We start from the raw sequence: 17,968 nt of genomic DNA, 5'->3' as shown, positions 1-17,968 counted from the left end.
TGGCTGGGGATCGCCTTGCCCGCGTTGAGCAGCAGCGCGGCGAGCAGGACCCTCTGTTTGCGCCTTCCCAGTGCGATCGGCTTCCCGTGGGCGGCTCCGGCGGCCGGGCGCCCGCGGAGGGCACGCTGCTCTACCAGGACGACTTCGATACGCGCGGCAACTGGGACGGCTACGACTTCCAGCCCGGCGCGCAGGGGGCCGACCGGCTGACCCACGGGTACGAGATCGCCCGCGGGGTCTACACCATCCTCGCCGACGCGGCCGACCCGCGCGGCCTGGCCCTGTCGCCGGTGCCGCCCAAGGAGCGGGCCCAGACGGCCGCCGACCCCGGCGTGATGGCCGGCGTGACGGCGCGGGTGCGGGAGGCGACGGGCGGACGAGGCGGGTTCGGCCTGGTGTGCCGATGGGACGAGGACGTGCCCAACGGGTACACCTTCCTGCTCGGCCTCGACGGCGCCGCGCGGGTCGTGCGCACCGTCTCGGGCACCCGCCTGGACGTGGCGCCCCCCGTGCCGGTGGCGGCGCCGCGGGTGGGACACGATGTGCACGTACAGGCGTCATGCCGGCGGGAGGGCGCCGCCACGCGGGTCTGCATGTGGATCGACGGCGACCGGCTGTTCGACATCCTCGACGCGCAGGCGCCGCCTGAGGGGCCGCACAGCCAGGTCGGCCTGACGGCCGAGGTGCCCGAGGCCGGCGACGGGTCCCTCATGGTGTCCTTCGACGACTTCACCCTCCACCGCCCCGGCTGACCCGAGCCGCCGCGCCGCGACCGGCACCCCGGCCATCGCGGCTCCCCACCCCTTTAGATCGCCCCTCGGCCCTGCGGTCCTGTCCGCCGCGGGGCGCCGGGTGGTTCAGGCGGTGAGGAAGACGGGGGTGAGGGACACCGGCAGGCGCAGGGTCTTGTCGCCGGCCTCGGTGACGGGGCGGCCGCCCAGCGCGTCCACGGCGGTCGCCGTCGGAGCGGACCAGGGCAGGGTGACGGAAACCGGCGGCTCGTCCTCGCCGTCGAACATGTCGCGCTCGTCCCAGAGCACCAGCAGCGGCCCCCGCCCGCCGCGGTCGGCCTCGAACGCCCGCACGCCGGCGGGCAGGCCGGCGATCTCGGCCCGCCGCACACCGCGCACTCCGGCGAGGCGCTCGGCCATCAGGGCGAAGGTGTCCCCACCGGACGGCGCACGGCCAGGTCGGCGCCCTTGTACTCCATCAGGGCGAGCTTGCCGAACATCAGGTGCATCACCTGGCGGGGGTCCACCGGCGCGGCGACCTCCGGCGCGAGGTTCCAGTACGCCGTCCGGCGCACGCCTTCGGCCAGTGCCAGCACGGTGCCCATGACGAGCTGGCGGCGGTTGACGCGGTGGCGCTTGGCCTCGAGCTCGCCGGGGTACCCTTCCATGAACATCTGCAGCTTGGGCGGCAGCTCGGGCATGCGCTCGTACAGCGCCGTCATCGCGCGCCGCTCGGGGGTGCCGCCCTGCTCGCGCTCGGCGAGCTCGGCCGTGCTCTGCGTGCGCGGCGCCTGCGCGAAGGCCTCGGCCAGCGCCTGGTACATGACGGCCCCGACCTCGGGGAACTCGAACGGGATGGGCGCCGCGTACTCGCCGGCCACGATCGGCTTGAGATAGCCGTGGGCGCGCATCAGCTCGCGCGCGGTGGCGAGGTGCCCGGGGACCCGGGCCGCCTCCCCGTACAGGTGAACGTCGAACACGTCGAAGGCGTCGCGGCCCGCGCGGGTCACGTGCTCGAAGAACCGCCGCGGCTCACCGCCTTCCTCGGCGCTCAGCACGTCGTACCCACAGCCGCCGAGCACGACGACGGCCCCGGGGTCGGCCTGCTTGACCGCCGCGTGCATGGCCTGGAGCTGGGTGACGTACTCCTCCGCCGTGCCGGCCCACAGCAGGCCGGTGTTGCTCGGCTCGTTGTCGCACTGCCAGTAGCGCACCCGGCCGGCGCAGCGGCGCACGACCTCGCGGACGAACCGGGCGTAGGCCGACAGGTCGCGCGCGGGCGAGGGGGGCAGGAAGTCGGTCGCCTCCCGGGTCGCCCACGGGGAGCTGGAGCACAGCGTGATCCAGACCTCCTCGTCGCCGTCGAGCTGGTCGAGCAGCGCGTCCACCGCCGTCCACGTGAAGCGGCCGGGCTCGGGTTCGACCTGCCCCCAGTACACGTAGCAGCGCACGAGCCCCGCGCCGAGCGCACGGGCCTGGGGAACGAACGCGTCGGGCGGACCGAACAGGCCGTAGCCGATGCCGCGGACGACACCCAGCCGGATGCCGTGCGGGTCGTACGCGCTGGTGGCGGGGCTGGTCTCGGACATCCGGAGCACCTCTCCTGCCCCACCTGACCGCCTGGCTGGCCCGGCCCTCGGGCGCCGGGCCCGAGGAACAGTTCGCCATGGGCCTGGACTTCCTCCTGGACGGCATCGCGACCCGCCTGCCCGCAGCTCCTCCCGCGGGCGGATGAGCGGGACACGATCCCCGGCCGGTTACGGCGTAGTCAGACGGGCACAACAGTAGGTGTCCGGTATGTGCGCTGTGAGAGGTTCGTCGAAGGCCGTGGCAGGCACGCGAGGCTCGTCACGGAGCGGAGCGACGCCGGCCGAAAGCAGTGGCCCACCAGCGACTCGACGAGTTGTCCCAGGTGAGCAGGAGGTGGCCCGTGACCAGGGCGACCGGCAGGGTGGCATTGGTGACAGGGGCGAGCAGCGGGATCGGTGCCGCCACCGCGCACCTTCTGGCCGCGCGAGGAATGCGCGTCGTGGTCGACTACCTCCGCAGCGTCACGGCGGCCGGCGAGGTCGTGGCCGGCATCGAGGCCGCGGGCGGCGAGGCCATGGCCGTGCGGGCCGACGTGCGCGAGACGGCGGCGGTCGAGAGCATGATCGTGCGGGTCCAGGAGGCATGGGGCGGCATCGACGTGCTCGTGCACAACGCGCTCACCCCGTATGCGATCAAGCCGTTCCAGGACATGACGTGGGACGAACTGGGCGGCAAGCTCGACGACGAGATGCGTGCGGCGTTCGTGGTGACCAAGGCCGTTCTGCCCGCCATGATGGAACAGAGCTGGGGACGCATCGTCTATCTCGGCACCGGCCTCAGCCGCCGCCCCCGGGAGGGCATGATCGCACTGGGCACGGCCAAGGCCGCACTGGCGCAGTTCGCCCGGTACCTCGCCCAGGAGCTGGGCCCGCAGGGCATCACGGTCAACGTCGTCGAGCCCGGCCCGGTGGAGGACACCCGCATGGCGAACGTGATGGGCGAGGAGCAGAAGCGGCGGCAGGTGGCCGCCACCCCCCTGGGCCGCCTGGCACACCCTGCCGACGTCGCCCAGGCGGTCGCTTTCTACGCCGGCGAGGAGAACGCCTTCATGACCGGCACCACGGCCGCGGTCAACGGCGGGATGTCCATGTACTGACGCCCCGCCGGCCCGTGCACACGGAGCCATGCCGGCCCCGGTCGGGCTCACGGCAGGACGGCATCTCGCACACCGTCACCTCGAGCACCATGATCCGCCGCGCGGGCGCGTGACGTGGCACGATCAAGGGACGACGTTCATGTACACGATCGATCTGGCTACGTCGGGCGGGGCCTGCACGAGGAGCTGGTCGCCTACATCGCCGACCAGCAGGGCTACTACGCCGACGAGGGCGTCCATGTCGCGCTGCGCGACGGCTGCTCCTGGGAGGAGGAACGACTGCGCCGCGGCGCCACCATCGGGCTCGGCAGGGCACTGCTGTCCCGGCTGTCCGACGGCACCCCCTGGGTCGCACTCAGTGTCAACACCCACCGCCCGCTGTTCTGGTTCCTCGCGCGCGTCGGCCCGACCTCCCTGGCCGACCTGGCCGGCCGGACGCTGGCGGTACACGGCCCCCGGACCGCGCCCGGGTGCTTCGCCCGGATCGTGCTGCGCCGGGCCGGCCTCGACCCGGACCGCGACGTCCACACCGTCGTCCGCCCACCCGGCGACTACGGCATGGACCTGCGCCGGCTGCACGACGGCACGATCGACGCCGCCCTGGTCGGCAGCACCATGGCACCGGAGGCGGTGGCCGCCGAGCACGGCTGGCGGGTGCTGGCCTGGGTCGGCGATCTCTTCCAGATCCCCACCGTAGGCGTGGCCGTCGACCCCGGCTTCATCCGGCCGGACGATCCCGCGGTCCAGGCCGTCGTACGAGCCCACCGGCGCGCCCTGCGGGTGGTTCACGAAGATCCCGACACCACGGTGCGGCACATCCGGGCATTTCTCGGCCGGCACACCGCGGAGGAGGTCCGAGCCCACTACGAGGCGTTCATCGCGCCGTACTTCACCACCGACGGCCAGGCCGACCTCGCCGTCGGCGCCACCGCGATCACCGCGGTGGCCGCCGAACTCGGCGTCCCCGCCGCCTTCACCGCAGCCGAGTTCTACCGCACCGCGCCGGATCGATGACCGGAAAAGCGGATGGGGCGGGATGAGAGCGTGGATGATCCGCGCGGCGGGACGCGGCGTGGTGGAGGGAAGGGCGCCGGTGGCGGGCGCGGGGCCGTGGGGGTCTCCCCGGCCGCCGGCACCGCACCGTGCGCCGCTTCCCGTTCACCGGCCCGCTATCGGGGCGTGGCCACCGTGAACGGCGGCGCCTCCGATCGCGGTCCGGTCACCTCACGGTGATCAGCGGCCGTCGTGGCCGGAGTGCCCGTGGTGATGGCCGGAGTGACCGTGATCGTGGCCGGAGTGGCCGTGGTGGTGCCGGTCACGGGGGAAGTCCCCGCGGTCGAACCCGTGGTGCTTGGCGTAGTCGGACGACAGCGACTTCCACTTGCCGTCGCTCCACTTGTAGAAGCGGTGCCCGTCGAAGCGGTAGTGCCTGCCGTGGTCCGTGCTGTACCAGTCACCGTGGCCGGTGTACCGGTACCACCACCGGTGGCCGTCCCAGAGGTGACGGCTGCCATGCCCGTGCTCACCGTGGCCGCGATCGGCGACGGTATCGCTCTGGGTCACACCGGTCTGTACCGCCGCCGAGGCCGCGCCGCCGGAGGCGAGCAGGGCACCGCCCGTGATGGTGAGGGCGGTCATCGCGGTGGCAATGCGCCGAGCGATCGTGTTCATGATCTTCTCCTCGACACGCACGTCCGTCCGGTGTCTCCGGACCTGGACGTTTCCTGCGTGTTACGCCCGGCTCAACCCGCCCCTCTGAGCGAATAATCCCAATCATCCCATGATGTGTAGTTTGTCACTAAAAGGAAGGTTTCTAGTGTGAGATCACCCCGGACCCCGCCGTCACCGGCGAAGCGCCGCGGCGACGTCCCGCCATCACCGCCGCGGCCCCGCCGCCGAGCCGGCGCCATCCCCGCTCTCACCTGCGGCGCAGCGGCTGTTCCGACGGCCGCACGTGCGTGGCCAGCCAGTCGACCAGTGGACCGAGCGACCGCCAGGTCGTCCGCACACGGTCGAGCGCCTCAGGGGTGTGCAGCCAGTCCTCCGGCGGCCGGCGTTGGCCGACGTGGAGCGAGCGGTGCCGCAACAGATGCAGGCGGGGATGGCCGGGGTCGACCCCGCGCGGGCGGGTCTTGAGCCGGTCGCCCTCGATCGCCATGCCCGCGGCGCCGAGCCCGTGGAGGATCTCCTCCAGCAACGCGCCCGCCTTGTCGTCGTCCACAGCCGCGCGGAACCGCTCCACCTGGTCCGGCGCGGGGGAGAACCATCCCGCGGCGGTGTACAGGCCGTCGGCGTCGAGCTGCACGTAGTACCCGATGCCTTCCCCGCCGGCCCGCACGTAGGCGCCCTGATGGGTCTTGTACGGCGACTTGTCCTTGGCGAACCGCACGTCGCGGTACGGCCGGAACAGGCTCCCGGGCCCGAACTCCCCCGCCAGCTCCTCCATCAGCGCCTGCATCGGCTCCTTCACCGCCGCCTCGTACACCCCCTTGCGCTCCATCCAGTACGCCTTGGAGTTGTCCGCCTCCAAGCCCTCGTAGAACATCAACCCCTCGTCGGGGAAGCCCTCGAAACCCATCCGTCCACAATGCCAGGTCGCACCGACGACGAACCGCGCGAGCGGCGCCCGCGTCAGAAGACGGCGTTCTCCCCTGCGGTCACGGGGACTCCCTCACCAGGTCGCCGGGGGTCAGCGAACCCGGGCCGGTGTGCCCGGACAGCGCCAGGGCCAGGTCCAGTTCGGCCAGCACGCAGCGGACGACGTGGTCGACGCCCGCCTGCCCCTCCAGGGCGAGCCCGTAGGCGTACGGGCGGCCGAGCAGCACCGTGCTCGCGCCCAGCGCGAGGGCCTTGTAGACGTCGGCCCCGCCGCGCACCCCGCTGTCGAACAGGACGGTGAGCCGGTCGCCTGCCGCCTGGACGACGCGGGGCAGGGCGTCGGCGGCGCCGACGGACCCGGCCACCTGGCGCCCGCCGTGGTTGGAGACGACCACGCCGTCCACGCCCGCGTCGGCGGCGCGGCGGGCGTCGTCGGGGTGCAGCACGCCCTTGAGCACGATCGGCCCGTCCCAGCGCTCGCGCAGGAACGCGAGGTCGGGCCAGGTCTTGGCGGGGTCGCCGAACAGGCCGAGGAAATGCCGGACGGCTCCTTCGGGATCCTCGTGCACCGGTTTGGCGAGGCCCTGCCTGAAGGCGGGGTCGGTGAAGTAGTTGGCGGTGCCCACGCCGTGCAGGAAGGGGAGGTAGGCATGGTCGAGGTCGCGGGGGCGCCATCCCAGCATCGGGGTGTCCAGCGTCACGAACAGCACGGTGTACCCAGCCGCCCGGGCCCTGGCGAGGAAGCTGCCGGCCACCTCGGGGTCCTTCGGCCAGTAGAGCTGGAACCACCGCTCGGCGTCGCCCATCGCCTCGGCGACCTGTTCCATCGGAGTGCTGGAGGCCGAGGAAAGGATGAAGGGCACCTCCCGGGCGGCGGCGGCGCGCGCGGCCGCCGTCTCGGCGTCTGCGTGCATGACCGACATCACGCCGACCGGGGCGAGGGCGAGCGGCGCGGGGATGCGCCGTCCCAGCACCTCCACCGACAGGTCCCGCTCGTGGACGTCCCGGAGCACGCGCGGCACGATGCGCCACCGGTCCAGCGCGGCCCGGTTGGCGCGGGCGGTGCTGCCGTCGCCCGCGCTGCCGGCCACGTAGCCGTACGGGCCCGGGCCGAGCGTGCCTTCGGCGAGCTCCTCCAGCCGGGTGAGGTCGGTCGGCAGCCGGGGCCGCGTCCCGGCCATGCCGTTGAGGTAGATCTCGTACTGGTAGTCCGCCCAGTTCGGCCTCGTCATGGCAGGTCGCACCTCTCGCCTCGCCCACTCGAGCCCGGCCGGCTCCTCGCCCGGGGCGCCGCGCCGCCTTCCGACGATCATCCCGGGCGCCGCCGGTCCCCGTCCATAGCGGCCGCGTTCCCCGGACGGCCGGTCGATATGCGCGGCCGCGGCCTCGGTGGCGGCCTCGGTGACCTGCGCGGGGTCAGATCCAGCCGCGGCGGGTGGCCTCCATGGCGATCTGGAAGCGGGTCCGGGCCCCGACGCGCCGCATCAGCTTGGTCACGTGGCGCTGGACGGTGCGCTCGCTCCAGCCGAGGACCCGGCCGGCGGCCTGGTCGGTGGCGCCGGCGGCGAGCAGGGTCAGCAGCCGCGCCTCCTCCTCCGACAGCTCCTGCGTCGCCGGCCCGGTGTGCTGGACGGGAACGCTGCGCGCCCAGGTGGCCTCGAAGAGCGCGACCAGCGCGTCCAGCAGCGGCGAGGGGTGGATGAGGTAGGAGGCGGTGAGCGCCTCGTCGCCGGGCCGCATCAACGGGAGCATGGCCAGCCGGTCGTCGGAGATCGCCAGCTTCATGGGCAGGTCGGCGGCGATCCTGGCCTGCTCGCCGTGGCGCATGCCGGTCGTGACGTCCTCCAGCCAGCCGGGGAGCTCCAGCGCGCTCTTGTCGTAGATGACGCGGTACTTCACCCCGCGCTTGAGCAGGGCGAGCTCGACGTGGTTGGACTCGGTGTGTCCCTGCGGGGCGGCGTAGGGCGGGCGGTCGAAGCCGCGCATCTGCACGCTGGTGTTCTGCTGCATCTGCACCCAGCGGTGGTTGACCTCGTCGCGCCCGGAGACCACCTCGATCAGCTCGCCGGGGTGGGCGAATCGGGCGCCCGCCCGGTACATCTTCATCAGCGTGCGGATGTGCAGGCGCACGTCGTGCAATCCGGCCTCGCGCTCGCGCAGGACGGCCTCCAGCCCGCTGTCGGGCGAGACGGCGACATAGCGGACGGGGCGCCCGGCCGAGCGGGTGGCCAGGCCCAGCTCGACGAGCGTGCGCAGGGCGCGGCGGGCGCCCGCGACCGGCAGGTGGCAGTCGTGGACCAGTTCGGTCAGCGTCGCCCGCGTCCGGCGGACGAGCGCGTCGTACACCATCTCGTCCTGCCGGCTCAGTCCGATCGCCTCGAGCACGTCCGTTCTCCTCGCGAAACCTCCCCGTCACCTCGGGGAAACGGCGCCGCCTGCGCCTTGTCGTCTTCCCGCCACCTGACGGGAACTCGCCGTTCGCTCAGCTTGTCAGCGGATGACGACTGATGCCAGCGTTCATGCTCGTCAGATTTGTCCTAGATTCTTGCAAGGAGCCCCCCATGTCGTCGTCCGCCCTGCGAAATCGCGGGCACCGCCTCATCCTCGCCGTGCTGGTGTTGCTGGGAGCGGTCGCCGCCGCCCTGCCGGCGCGCCCGGCGATGGCGGCCGACCCGCCGGGCGCGCCGGCCCACCGGGGGAAGATCGCCCCTGAGCTGGCCGAACAGATGAAGAACGCGCGGCTGCGCTCCGACGGCCGCATCGAGGCGGTCGTCGTGCTGGGCGCCCGCCCGGACCTGCCGCCGGACGCCTCCGGCCCGGCGGAGGTGCGTGAGGGCCTGGCCGGCACGGCCGCGTCCATGCAGGCCCCGGTCGTGCGACTGGTCAAGTCGCAAGGCGATCAGGTCGTCAACACCTTCTGGCTGAAGAACATGGTCCTCATCCGGGCCACGCCGGCGACGCTGGACGCGGTCGCGGCGCTGCCCCTGGTCGAGCGCGTCATCCCCAACTTCGAGCTGAAGGCCCCCGAGACCGGGCCCGCCAAGCCCGCCGCCGCGCGCCGGGCCGCCAAGGCGGGCGAGCCCACGTGGGGCATCGCCAAGATCGGCGCCGACCGGGTGGAGAGCGAGCGCGGGCTGACCGGCAAGGGCGTGCGCGTCGCGATCCTGGACACCGGCATCGACATCTCCCACCCGGATCTCACCGGCAAGCTCGCCACCGACGACGCCGCCGACGCCGCCTATCCCGGCGGTTGGATCGAGTTCGCCCCGGACGGCACCCCGGTGGCCTCCACGCCGCACGACAGCTCCTACCACGGCACCCACGTCGCCGGCACGATCGCCGGCGGTGACGCCTCGGGCACGCGAATCGGCGTGGCGCCCGGCGTCAGCCTGATGGCCGGCCTGGTCATTCCCGGCGGCAACGGCACGCTCGCCCAGGTCATCGCCGGCATGCAGTGGGCGATCGCCCCCTACGACGCCCACGGCCGCCCGGCCGGCAAGCCCGCCGACGTCGTCAGCATGTCGCTGGGAGGCGAGGGCTACTCCGACGAGATGATCGAGCCGGCCAGGAACATCTACCGGGCCGGAGCCTTCCCGTCCTTCGCCATCGGCAACGAATGCCTGCCCGGCGGGTCGAGCAGCCCCGGCAACGTGTACGAGTCGGTGTCGGTCGGCGCGACCGACGCCGACGACAGCGTGCCGGACTTCTCCTGCGGTGGCACGGTCAGGCGGGACGACTGGGTCGACGCGCCCGGCGACTGGCCCGACTCCTACATCGTCCCCGACGTCTCGGCGCCCGGCGTCGACGTGCTCTCGGCCCTCCCCGGCGGCGAGTACGGCACGCTCAGCGGCACCTCGATGGCGACCCCGCACGTCTCCGGCACGGTCGCGCTCATGCTGCAGGCCCGTCCCGAACTCACCGTGGACCAGGCCCTGGACATCCTGGCCGGCACCTCGCTCGACGACGAGCGTTACGGCGAGCGCCCCAACGCCCGCTACGGCGCCGGGCGGATCGACGCCTACGCCGCCGTCGCCGAGGCCGCCCTGACCAGCGGCGTGCGCGGCACGGTCACCGACGGCAAGACCCGCGAGCCGCTCGCCGGCGTCACCGTCACCCGGGCGGGCGACGGCCGGGCCGTCACCACCGACGCGCAGGGCCGCTTCGAGATGCGGCTCGCTCCCGGGTCCTACGACCTCACGCTGACCCGCTTCGGCTACAAGCCGGCCACGACCCGCGTCCGCGTCCAGGCGGACCGCATGACCGACCTGCGCACGGCGCTCGAGCAGACCCCCCGCGGCAAGATCACCGGCCGGGTGGTGTACGGCCCGACCGGCTCGACCGTTCCGGGCGCGACGGTCACCGTGCTCGGCGTGCCCGACACCCTGGCGGCCACGACCGGCCTCAACGGCGCCTACACCATCTCCGAGGTACCGGAGGGCGAGTACCGGATCGCCGCGGTGGCCCCGGGCGTGTCCCGATCGGACCCGCAGCGGGTCACCGTGCGCGGCAAGGGCCAGGCGCGGGCCGACATCGCCCTGCCCCGCTCGCCCGACACCCAGCGCGTCTCCCTGAGCGTCGACGGTCACCAGGGCGACAACGAGAGCTGGTGGCCGCAGCTGAGCGACGACGGCAGCGCCGTGACCTTCGCCAGCGTGGCCGGAAACCTCGTCCCCGGCGACACCAACGACGACCTGGACGTCTTCGTCACCGACCTGCGCACCGGGGCGATCGAGCGGGTGTCGGTGGCCTCCGACGGAACCCAGGCCGACGCCTTCTCCCTGACCCCGACCCTCAGCGGTGACGCCAGGTACGTCGGGTTCAGCAGCGGGGCGACCAACCTGGTGCCCGGCGACACCAACGGGCAGACCGACGCCTTCGCGCACGACCGGCAGTCCGGCAGGACCGAGCTGATCTCGGTCGGGCCGGGCGGCGCGCTGAGCGACGGGCTGTCCTCGCAGCCGGCGTTCAGCTCCGACGGCCGCTTCGCCGTCTTCAACAGCGACGCGACGAACCTGGTCGCCCGGGACACCAACGGCCGCACCGACGTCTTCGTCCGCGACCGGCAGGCCGGCACGACCGAGCGCGTCTCGGTGGGCCCGGGCGGCGCCCAGGGCGACGGCAACTCGCGCGAGCAGACCATCAGCGCGGACGGCAGGTTCGTCGCGTTCGAGAGCAACGCCACGAACCTGGTGCCGGGGCAGGACGACGGGAGCACCAACCTGTTCGTCCGCGACCGGCAGGCCGGCACGACCGAGGCGCTCACCACTCCCGAGGGCGTCGAGCCGAGCAGCCCGAAGATCAGCGCGGACGGCCGCATGGTGGTCTACATCGGCGCCGGGCCGAAGGGGTGGCAGATCTACCGCTACGACCGGCAGGCCCGCACGAACGCGCTGGTGTCGGCGGCCTCCGACGGGAGCCCGGGCGACGACTGGTCCTTCGCCCCCTCCCCCAGCGCCGACGGGCAGACGGTGGTGTTCTACAGCTACGCGGCCAACCTCGCCGGCCCGGACGTCAACGGGCGCACCGACGTGTTCGTGCGCGACCTGAAGGCCGGCACGACCCAGCGGGTCTCGACGGGCCCGAAGGGCGTGGAGGGCGACGGCTCCAGCGAGGTGCCGTCGATCAGCGGGAACGGGCGCTACGTCGCCTTCCAGAGCTCCTCGGCGAACCTGGTCGAGGGCGACACCAACCGGCACTCCGACGTGTTCGTCCGCGACCGCACTCCCGGCCCCGAGCCGCGCTTCGCGCTCGGCGAGCTGGAGGTGAGCCCGGACGCCGTGCGGCCCGGACGCCCGGTGCGGGTCAGCGCGTGGGTGAAGAACGTCGGCGAGAAGGCGGGCGGCTACGACGCCGTCCTGCGGGTCGGTGACCAGGTGGAACGGCGCCAGACCGTCCAGGTGCGGGCCGGAGCGGCCGTGCGCCTGTCCTTCGAGGTGCGCCGCAGCGCACCGGGCGCCTACACGGTCGTCCTGGGCCCGCTCACCGGCCGTTTCACGGTGACCGGACACTGAACCGCCGGTTCCGCGCCGGCCGCGGCGCCCTCCTGGGGCCGCGGCCGGCGCGGAACGCCGCCTGAGCCGCTCTCACAAAGCGCCGGGCCCGATTCGGGCCCGGCGCTTCGCTTGTGCGCCGTCACGCGGGTGCTTCCGCAGAGGCGTACGGGCCTCGATCGGCGGACGACGCGACCGGCCTCCGATCGAAAGTTCCTCGAAACTGCCGGCGCGGCGTAACGTCACGCGTGGCCGGGCCGACACCGCGGGGACCGCCGTCCTCCTGGCGTTTCGCCGAGGTCACCGCCCTTGACGTTCGCCGACCGGGCGTTCTACGTTGAGGCATCGTGCCGTCGATGTTTCGGGCAGTTTCCGAAAGTTCTCCAACCACATCGGCCGTCGTCTCTCTGACCGCTCTGCTCGAAGGAGCCACCGGTGCCATTCGGTACACACCGATCCAGAGCGTTCCCTCGCCGAGCCGCCGGAGGAGATCGGTGTCCGCGACGACGACCGGCTGACCGGCGTCGCGGGGAACGGGTTCGAGGCCTGGGACGCGGGGAGGCCGCGGGGCCGGCCGCGATCCCGCAGAGCGGGAGTCCGGCATGAAGGTCCTCTATATCGGGGGCACCGGCACGATCAGCTCGGCCTGCGTGGCCGAGTCGGTGCGCCGGGGCCAGGACGTGAGCGTCCTCAACCGGGGACGCACGGCCGGGCGCCGGCCCCTGCCGGAGGGCGTCACCTCCATCATCGCCGACGTCGGCGACGCCGGCTCCCTGCGCGGCGCCCTCGACGGTGAGACCTTCGACTGCGTGGTCGACTTCCTCGGCTTCGACGCCAGGGACGCCTCCGCGGCGGTCGAGCTGTTCCAGGACCGCACCGGCCAGTACATCCACATCAGCTCGGCCTCCATCTACCACAAGCCGGTGCGCCGTGTGCCGACCGTGGAGTCCACCGCCCGGCGCAACCCCTACCTGGCCTACGCACGCGACAAGATCGCCGCGGAGGACGTCCTGCGCCGCGCCTACGACGAGCGCGACTTCCCGGTGACGATCGTGCGGCCGTCGCACACCTACGACGACGCCCAGCCGCCGCTGCCGGGCGGCTGGACCGCCTGGGACCGCGTCGCCCGCGGCGAGGAGATCGTCGTGCCCGGCGACGGGACCAATCCCTGGACCCTCACCCACGCGCGGGACTTCGCCGTCGGCCTGGCCGGCCTGGCGGGGAACTGGCAGGCCGTCGGCGAGGACTTCCACATCACCTCCGACGAGGCGCTGACCTGGAACGAGATCTACGACGTCATCGGCAGGACCGCCGGGACGCCGGTCCGCCCGCTGCACCTGCCCTCGGAGTTCCTGCCGGTCGTGGCCCCCGACTGGTTCTGGTCGGAGCTGATCGTCGGCGACCTGTCGCACAGCGCGGTGTTCGACAACACCAAGATCAAGCGGTTCGTTCCCGCGTTCCACCCGACGGTCACCTGGCCGGAGGGAGCGCGCCGGCTGGCCGGGTGGCGCGCCGCCCACCCCGGCGAGACCCGCCCGGACCCGGCCACCGACGCGATGCTGTCCCGGCTGGTGGAGGCGCACCGCCGCGCCATGGCGGCGGTCGCGCCGCCCGCGCCGTGACGCCCCGGACGGGCGGCGACCTGACCGCCGAGCCGTGGCTGCCGGTGTCCGGCGTCCACTGCGAGGGCGTGGTCTGGGACGACGCGGCGGGCCTGGTGCGGTTCGTCGACATCCCGCGCGGGCGGCTGTTCGAGGCCGACGTCGCGACCGGCGCCGTCTCCTTCGCCGACCTGCCCGCCCCGGTGACCGCCGTGCACCCCACCTCCCGCCCCGGGACGGTCCTGGTCGCCGACGGCGCGGGCATGGCTCTCGCGGCGCACGGCGAACTGGTCGAACGACTCGCCTCGCCCCTCGCCGACCGGCCCGAGATCAGGATGAACGACGGCAACGTCGACCCGGCCGGGCGGTACTTCGCCGGCAGCATGGCCTACGACGCCGCGCCGGGCGCGGCGAGCCTGTACCGCCTGGACCCCGACCGGTCGCTGCGCACCGTCCTGACCGGGGTCACCATCGCCAACGGCCTCGACTGGTCGCCCGATGCCGCCCTGTGCTACTTCGTGGACAGCCCGACGCGCCGCGTCGACGTGTTCGACTACGACGTGACCACCGGAGAGCTGTCCGGCCGGCGCGTCTTCGCCGACACCTCGGCCCTGCCCGGCGTGCCGGACGGGCTGACCGTGGACGCCGAGGGCGGCGTGTGGGTGGCCTTCTACGGCGGCTCGCGGGTGTGCCGCTTCAGCCCCGGCGGCGCGCTGGACCGCACGGTCACCGTGCCGGTGCCGCAGGTCACCTCCTGCTGCTTCGCCGGCCCCGGCCTCGACCTGCTGGTGATCTCCACCTCCACCGAAGGGCTCTCCCCCGATGAGCTGCGGGACCTGCCGGGCGCCGGCGCGATCTTCCGAGCCGAGCCCGGATGCCGCGGCCGCCTGCCGAACAGGTTCGTGATCTGACCTGACCGAGAACCACGAAACTCCCGGCGTGCGGCAGGGCGCGGCGGTCAGGGAGCCGGGCGGCGGACCGGCGGGGCCGTGCTCCCTCGCACGACCAGCTTGGTGGACAGCTCCACCCGGCCCTCGGGGACCCCGCTGCCGTCCTGGTGGGCGAGCAGCGTGCGGACGGCCAGGGCGCCCAGCTCGGCGATGGGCTGGCGCACCGTGGTCAGCGGCGGCGTGACCCACTGCGACATCGGCACGTCGTCGAAGCCGACGACGCTGAGGTCGTCGGGGACGCGCAGGCCCCGCTGCTGGATCGCGGCGTAGACGCCGAGCGCCTGCTCGTCGTTCGCGGCGAAGACCGCCGTCGGCGGGCCGGGCCGGTCGAGCAGGGACAGGGTCAGCCGCAGTCCGGAGGCGTAGTGGAAGTCGCCGTGCTCGATGAGCCCTTCGTCGGCCGGGATGCCGGCCCGCTCCAGCGCCGCCCGGTAGCCGGCCAGGCGCGCCTGGCTGCACAGGAAGCGCATCGGCCCGGTGATCAGCCCGATGCGGCGATGGCCGAGGTCGATCAGGTGGCGGGTGGCGGCCAGCCCGCCACCCCAGTTGCCCGCGCCGATGGAGGGCAGGTCGGACTCGCCGTCACCGACCGGGTCGACGAGGATCGCGGGCACGCCGAGCCTGACGATGCGCTTGTGGTCGGCCGCCGGCAACTCCGACAGGGCGAGGATGATGCCGCGCGGCGCGCGGCCGGCGATGTCCTCCAGCCACTGCCGCCCTCGGCCGGGCCCGCCGTCCGGCACCGACACCACGATCGCCGCCCGCGCCGCCCGGGCGGCCTCCTCCGCGCCGCGGATCATCTCGGCCGCCCAGGGAGTGCCTGCGTCGTGGAAGAGCATCTCGATCAGGCCGGCGCGCCTGACCGCGGGCACCGCCCGCTTGGTGCGGGTGGTGGGGACGTAGCCGCGCGCGGTGAGCATGGCCTCGATCTGCGCCCTCGTCGACGGAGCCACGTCCGAACGGCCGTTGAGCACCTTCGAGACGGTCGCCCGTGACACCCCCGCCTCGGCGGCTATGTCGGCGACGGTGACCCGCCGTTCGATCGAGTGAGACACCAACGCTTGCTCCATCGCCGAAACCCGGCCTCGTTGTCGTGGTCACCATCGTACGGGGCTCCGAGCACCCGGACCCGGCGCTCGCCCGTTCGGCGCGAGGCTCCCGTGACGGCGGCGGGTCACCGCTCCAGTGCCGGGAGCCGCAGGACGAACCGGGCGCCGCGCGGGGAGTCCTCGATGCGCAGCGTCCCATGGTGGGCCTCGGCGATCTCCCGGGAGATGGCCAGCCCCAGGCCGCTGCCCGCGGGGTCGCGGCGACGGCCCTCCTCAAGGCGGGCGAAGCGGCCGAAGACACGTTCGCGGTCCTTCGGCGCGATGCCGTCCCCATCGTCGGTGACGACGAGCCGCGCCTCTCCCTCGGTCGCGCACACGCTCACGCCCGCCTCGGTGCGGGCATGCCGCTGGGCGTTGGTCACCAGGTTCTCCACCACGCGCATCAGCTGGACCCGCGAGCCCGCCACCCACACCGCGCCGCCGTCCCCGACGCGCACCGGGACGTTCCACACCCGGTCGTCGACGACCTCGTACACCATGGCGGTGAGGTCCACCGGTTCGTGCGGCGCGGGCTCGGCGGCGCGCAGGCGGGCCAGCACCAGCAGGTCCCCGACGATCGCCTCCAGCCGGTCGGTGGTCGCCAGGGCCGCCCGCATGGCCTCCTGGGGGTCGACGTCCTCGGGGTGGCTGAGCGCCTCCTCCAGCCGCACCCGCAGGCCGGTGATCGGGGAGCGCAGCTCGTGGGAGACGTCGGAGGCGAAGCGGCGCTGCTGCTTGACGGCGATCTCCAGCCGGGAGAGCGTCTGGTTGGCCGTCACGGCGAGCGTGGTGATCTCGTCGTGGCCGGGCGGCAGCGGGACGCGCCGGCTCAGATCGGTGCCGGTGATCTCCGACATCCGCTCGCAGATGGTCTGCACCGGGCGCAGCGTGCGGCCGAGCATGACCCAGGTGATCCACCCGACGAGCCCGAGGATGGGCAGGCCGGCGACCGCGAGGCCGTAGTCGAGTTCGCTGGTGGCGAGGATGGCCGGTTCGGGCACGCCCGCGTAGACCACCGGGGAGTCGGCCGCCGGGGAGACGCGGATCGCCATCAGCATCGCGCATCCCTCGTCGCCCGTGCACTCGGTGAGGTTCTGGAACCGGTCGTCGGCCGGGGGGCGCAGCGTGCTGAGCGGCGGCTTGCCGGAGACGGCCCTGCTGGCGTGCAGGACGCGCCCGGCGGCGTCGACGACCTGGATGAGATCGACCGCGGCGGACGCCGGGATGACGCGAGGCACCGCCCCGTTGCGCACCGCCGCGCTCCACTGGCTGGCGACACGCTTGGTGGCCTCGAAGGTGTCGACCTCGACCTTGTAGCGGATCGCCGCGTCGACGCTCGCCCCGCCGATGGCGACGAAGACCGCCGACAGCGCCACGGCCATCAGGGTGCACCTCGCCCGGATCGACCGCGGGTGCGTCAGGCGGCGCCACATCATGTCCCGGTCCAGGCCATGGCGCCCGAGGAGCACGCTCACCAGGAGCGGCGCCGGTGGGCCGGCTCGGCCGGCGGACACGGTGGGGAGGCGGGCCGGGACTGCGGCGAGGAGGACATGTCGTGGACGCTCCGATCAGGACGTTCGCCGGCGACGGGGAAGGCAGGTAAGCCTCTGACCTGCATCAACGCTACGCCAAACTGGAGCGCTTCCAGGAAAAAACTTGCCCAAGCTTACGGTGGAGCCCGGCATGGCCCGCGCCCGGCAGGGCGTCCCCGATGGTGTCGCCGACGCGTTCCGGCCGCCCGGGGGCGACGCCCTCAGCGGTGGGCGGTGGCGCAGGGAACGCAGGACTTCGCCGCCGGGCGGACCTTCAGGCGTTCGGGGCTGATGGGGCGCCCGCAGCCCTGGCACACCCCGTAGTCGCCGTCGCGGAGCCGTGCCTGGGCCGCGTCCAGGTCGGCGAGGTGGCTTCGCGCCTGGTCGAGCAGCGCCTGGACGTGGGCGCGCTCGAACGCCGTGGACGACCCCTCGGGATCGTGCTCGTCGTCGGTGGCCACCAGGGCGGAGGACTCGACGATGCCCTCCCAGTCGCGCAGCAGCGCGGCGACGCGCGCGGTGGTCCGTTCACGCTCGGCGCCGAGGAGATCGCGGAGGGCCGCCCGCTCGGCGCCGGACAGGGCGGCGCCCTCGGGCCGCCGTGCCGCCATGTGTGCCGCCATGTGGCCTCACCTCCGCCACCACCCTACGCGGCCGCCCGGCCCCGCCCGGAGACCCGATGCCCCATGCCGGCCCGCGGGCCCGATGCGCGGCGCCGCCTGAGGACCCGATGCCCATCGCCCACAGGCCCGCGCCCCGTACCGCCCGAGGACCCGGTGCCCGGCGTCGGCC

The 17,968-nt window shown here is 73.6% G+C and carries 15 protein-coding genes; 6 read left to right on the top strand and 9 right to left on the bottom strand.

All coding sequences use genetic code 11. The annotated features are described in order from the left end of the window. Positions 1 to 752 (top strand): hypothetical protein (locus tag ABZU32_RS38110; protein ID WP_354930941.1); only part of this gene is annotated, 752 nt, incomplete at its 5' end. A gap of 105 nt (positions 753 to 857) precedes the next feature. Here ABZU32_RS38110 and ABZU32_RS38105 read toward each other — a convergent pair. Beyond that, positions 858 to 1,151 carry a hypothetical protein gene (locus ABZU32_RS38105; protein ID WP_354930938.1) on the bottom strand — a complete coding sequence of 98 codons (294 nt, stop codon included), beginning with the start codon at positions 1,149 to 1,151 and terminating at the stop codon, positions 858 to 860. Further along, positions 1,151 to 2,320 carry a hypothetical protein gene (locus ABZU32_RS38100; protein ID WP_354930935.1) on the bottom strand — a complete coding sequence of 390 codons (1,170 nt, stop codon included), beginning with the start codon at positions 2,318 to 2,320 and terminating at the stop codon, positions 1,151 to 1,153. The genes ABZU32_RS38105 and ABZU32_RS38100 overlap by 1 nt, the downstream gene beginning before the upstream one ends. A 341-nt stretch (positions 2,321 to 2,661) precedes the next feature. On the opposite strand from ABZU32_RS38100, the gene ABZU32_RS38095 reads away from it, so the two are divergent. Then, the gene (locus tag ABZU32_RS38095) at positions 2,662 to 3,417 is read left to right on the top strand and encodes an SDR family oxidoreductase (RefSeq protein ID WP_354930932.1); all 756 of its coding nucleotides are present in this window, start codon (positions 2,662 to 2,664) and stop codon (positions 3,415 to 3,417) included. Between the two features lie 114 nt (positions 3,418 to 3,531). Continuing rightward, positions 3,532 to 4,431: an ABC transporter substrate-binding protein gene (locus tag ABZU32_RS38090; protein ID WP_354930929.1), complete on the top strand. Its 900-nt coding sequence runs from the start codon at positions 3,532 to 3,534 to the stop codon at positions 4,429 to 4,431. Positions 4,432 to 4,650: 219 nt separating this feature from the next. Here ABZU32_RS38090 and ABZU32_RS38085 read toward each other — a convergent pair whose 3' ends face one another. The 4 genes from ABZU32_RS38085 to ABZU32_RS38070 all read right to left on the bottom strand — a co-directional run bounded on the left by ABZU32_RS38085 (position 4,651) and on the right by ABZU32_RS38070 (position 8,400). Beyond that, positions 4,651 to 5,088: a hypothetical protein gene (locus tag ABZU32_RS38085; RefSeq protein WP_354930926.1), complete on the bottom strand. Its 438-nt coding sequence runs from the start codon at positions 5,086 to 5,088 to the stop codon at positions 4,651 to 4,653. 247 nt (positions 5,089 to 5,335) lie between these two features. Beyond that, on the bottom strand, positions 5,336 to 5,995 hold the full coding sequence (locus tag ABZU32_RS38080; protein ID WP_354835775.1) for a DUF2461 domain-containing protein: 660 nt from the start codon (positions 5,993 to 5,995) through the stop codon (positions 5,336 to 5,338). 79 nt (positions 5,996 to 6,074) lie between these two features. Beyond that, entirely contained in the window at positions 6,075 to 7,247 is a 1,173-nt protein-coding gene (locus tag ABZU32_RS38075; protein ID WP_354930923.1) for a lactate 2-monooxygenase, read from the bottom strand. 184 nt (positions 7,248 to 7,431) lie between these two features. Further along, on the bottom strand, positions 7,432 to 8,400 hold the full coding sequence (locus ABZU32_RS38070) for a helix-turn-helix domain-containing protein (protein ID WP_354930920.1): 969 nt from the start codon (positions 8,398 to 8,400) through the stop codon (positions 7,432 to 7,434). 176 nt (positions 8,401 to 8,576) lie between these two features. Between ABZU32_RS38070 and ABZU32_RS38065 the strand changes: the two genes are divergently transcribed. The 3 genes from ABZU32_RS38065 (at position 8,577) to ABZU32_RS38055 (ending at position 14,517) form a co-directional block, all read left to right on the top strand. Then, positions 8,577 to 12,026 carry a S8 family serine peptidase gene (locus ABZU32_RS38065; RefSeq protein ID WP_354930916.1) on the top strand — a complete coding sequence of 1,150 codons (3,450 nt, stop codon included), beginning with the start codon at positions 8,577 to 8,579 and terminating at the stop codon, positions 12,024 to 12,026. Positions 12,027 to 12,607: 581 nt separating this feature from the next. After that, entirely contained in the window at positions 12,608 to 13,627 is a 1,020-nt protein-coding gene (locus ABZU32_RS38060; protein WP_354835783.1) for an NAD-dependent epimerase/dehydratase family protein, read from the top strand. After that, positions 13,624 to 14,517, top strand: coding sequence for an SMP-30/gluconolactonase/LRE family protein (locus tag ABZU32_RS38055; RefSeq protein WP_354835785.1), 894 nt, complete (start codon positions 13,624 to 13,626; stop codon positions 14,515 to 14,517). Before ABZU32_RS38060 ends, ABZU32_RS38055 begins: the two co-directional genes overlap by 4 nt. A 47-nt stretch (positions 14,518 to 14,564) precedes the next feature. On the opposite strand, the gene ABZU32_RS38050 is transcribed toward ABZU32_RS38055, so the two are convergent. From ABZU32_RS38050 to ABZU32_RS38040, 3 genes are all read right to left on the bottom strand, one after another. Then, a complete protein-coding gene (locus tag ABZU32_RS38050) occupies positions 14,565 to 15,611 on the bottom strand; it encodes a LacI family DNA-binding transcriptional regulator (RefSeq protein ID WP_354930913.1) in 1,047 nt (348 codons plus the stop codon). A 119-nt stretch (positions 15,612 to 15,730) separates the two neighbouring features. After that, positions 15,731 to 17,026, bottom strand: coding sequence for an ATP-binding protein (locus ABZU32_RS38045; protein WP_354930910.1), 1,296 nt, complete (start codon positions 17,024 to 17,026; stop codon positions 15,731 to 15,733). Between the two features lie 371 nt (positions 17,027 to 17,397). Beyond that, entirely contained in the window at positions 17,398 to 17,799 is a 402-nt protein-coding gene (locus ABZU32_RS38040) for a TraR/DksA C4-type zinc finger protein (protein WP_354930907.1), read from the bottom strand. Positions 17,800 to 17,968: the final 169 nt, after the last annotated feature.

The sequence above is a fragment of the Sphaerisporangium sp. NPDC005288 genome (genome assembly GCF_040607475.1).
Lineage (GTDB): Bacteria > Actinomycetota > Actinomycetes > Streptosporangiales > Streptosporangiaceae > Sphaerisporangium > Sphaerisporangium rhizosphaerae.
This window is presented reverse-complemented; position numbering and strand designations above follow the sequence as displayed.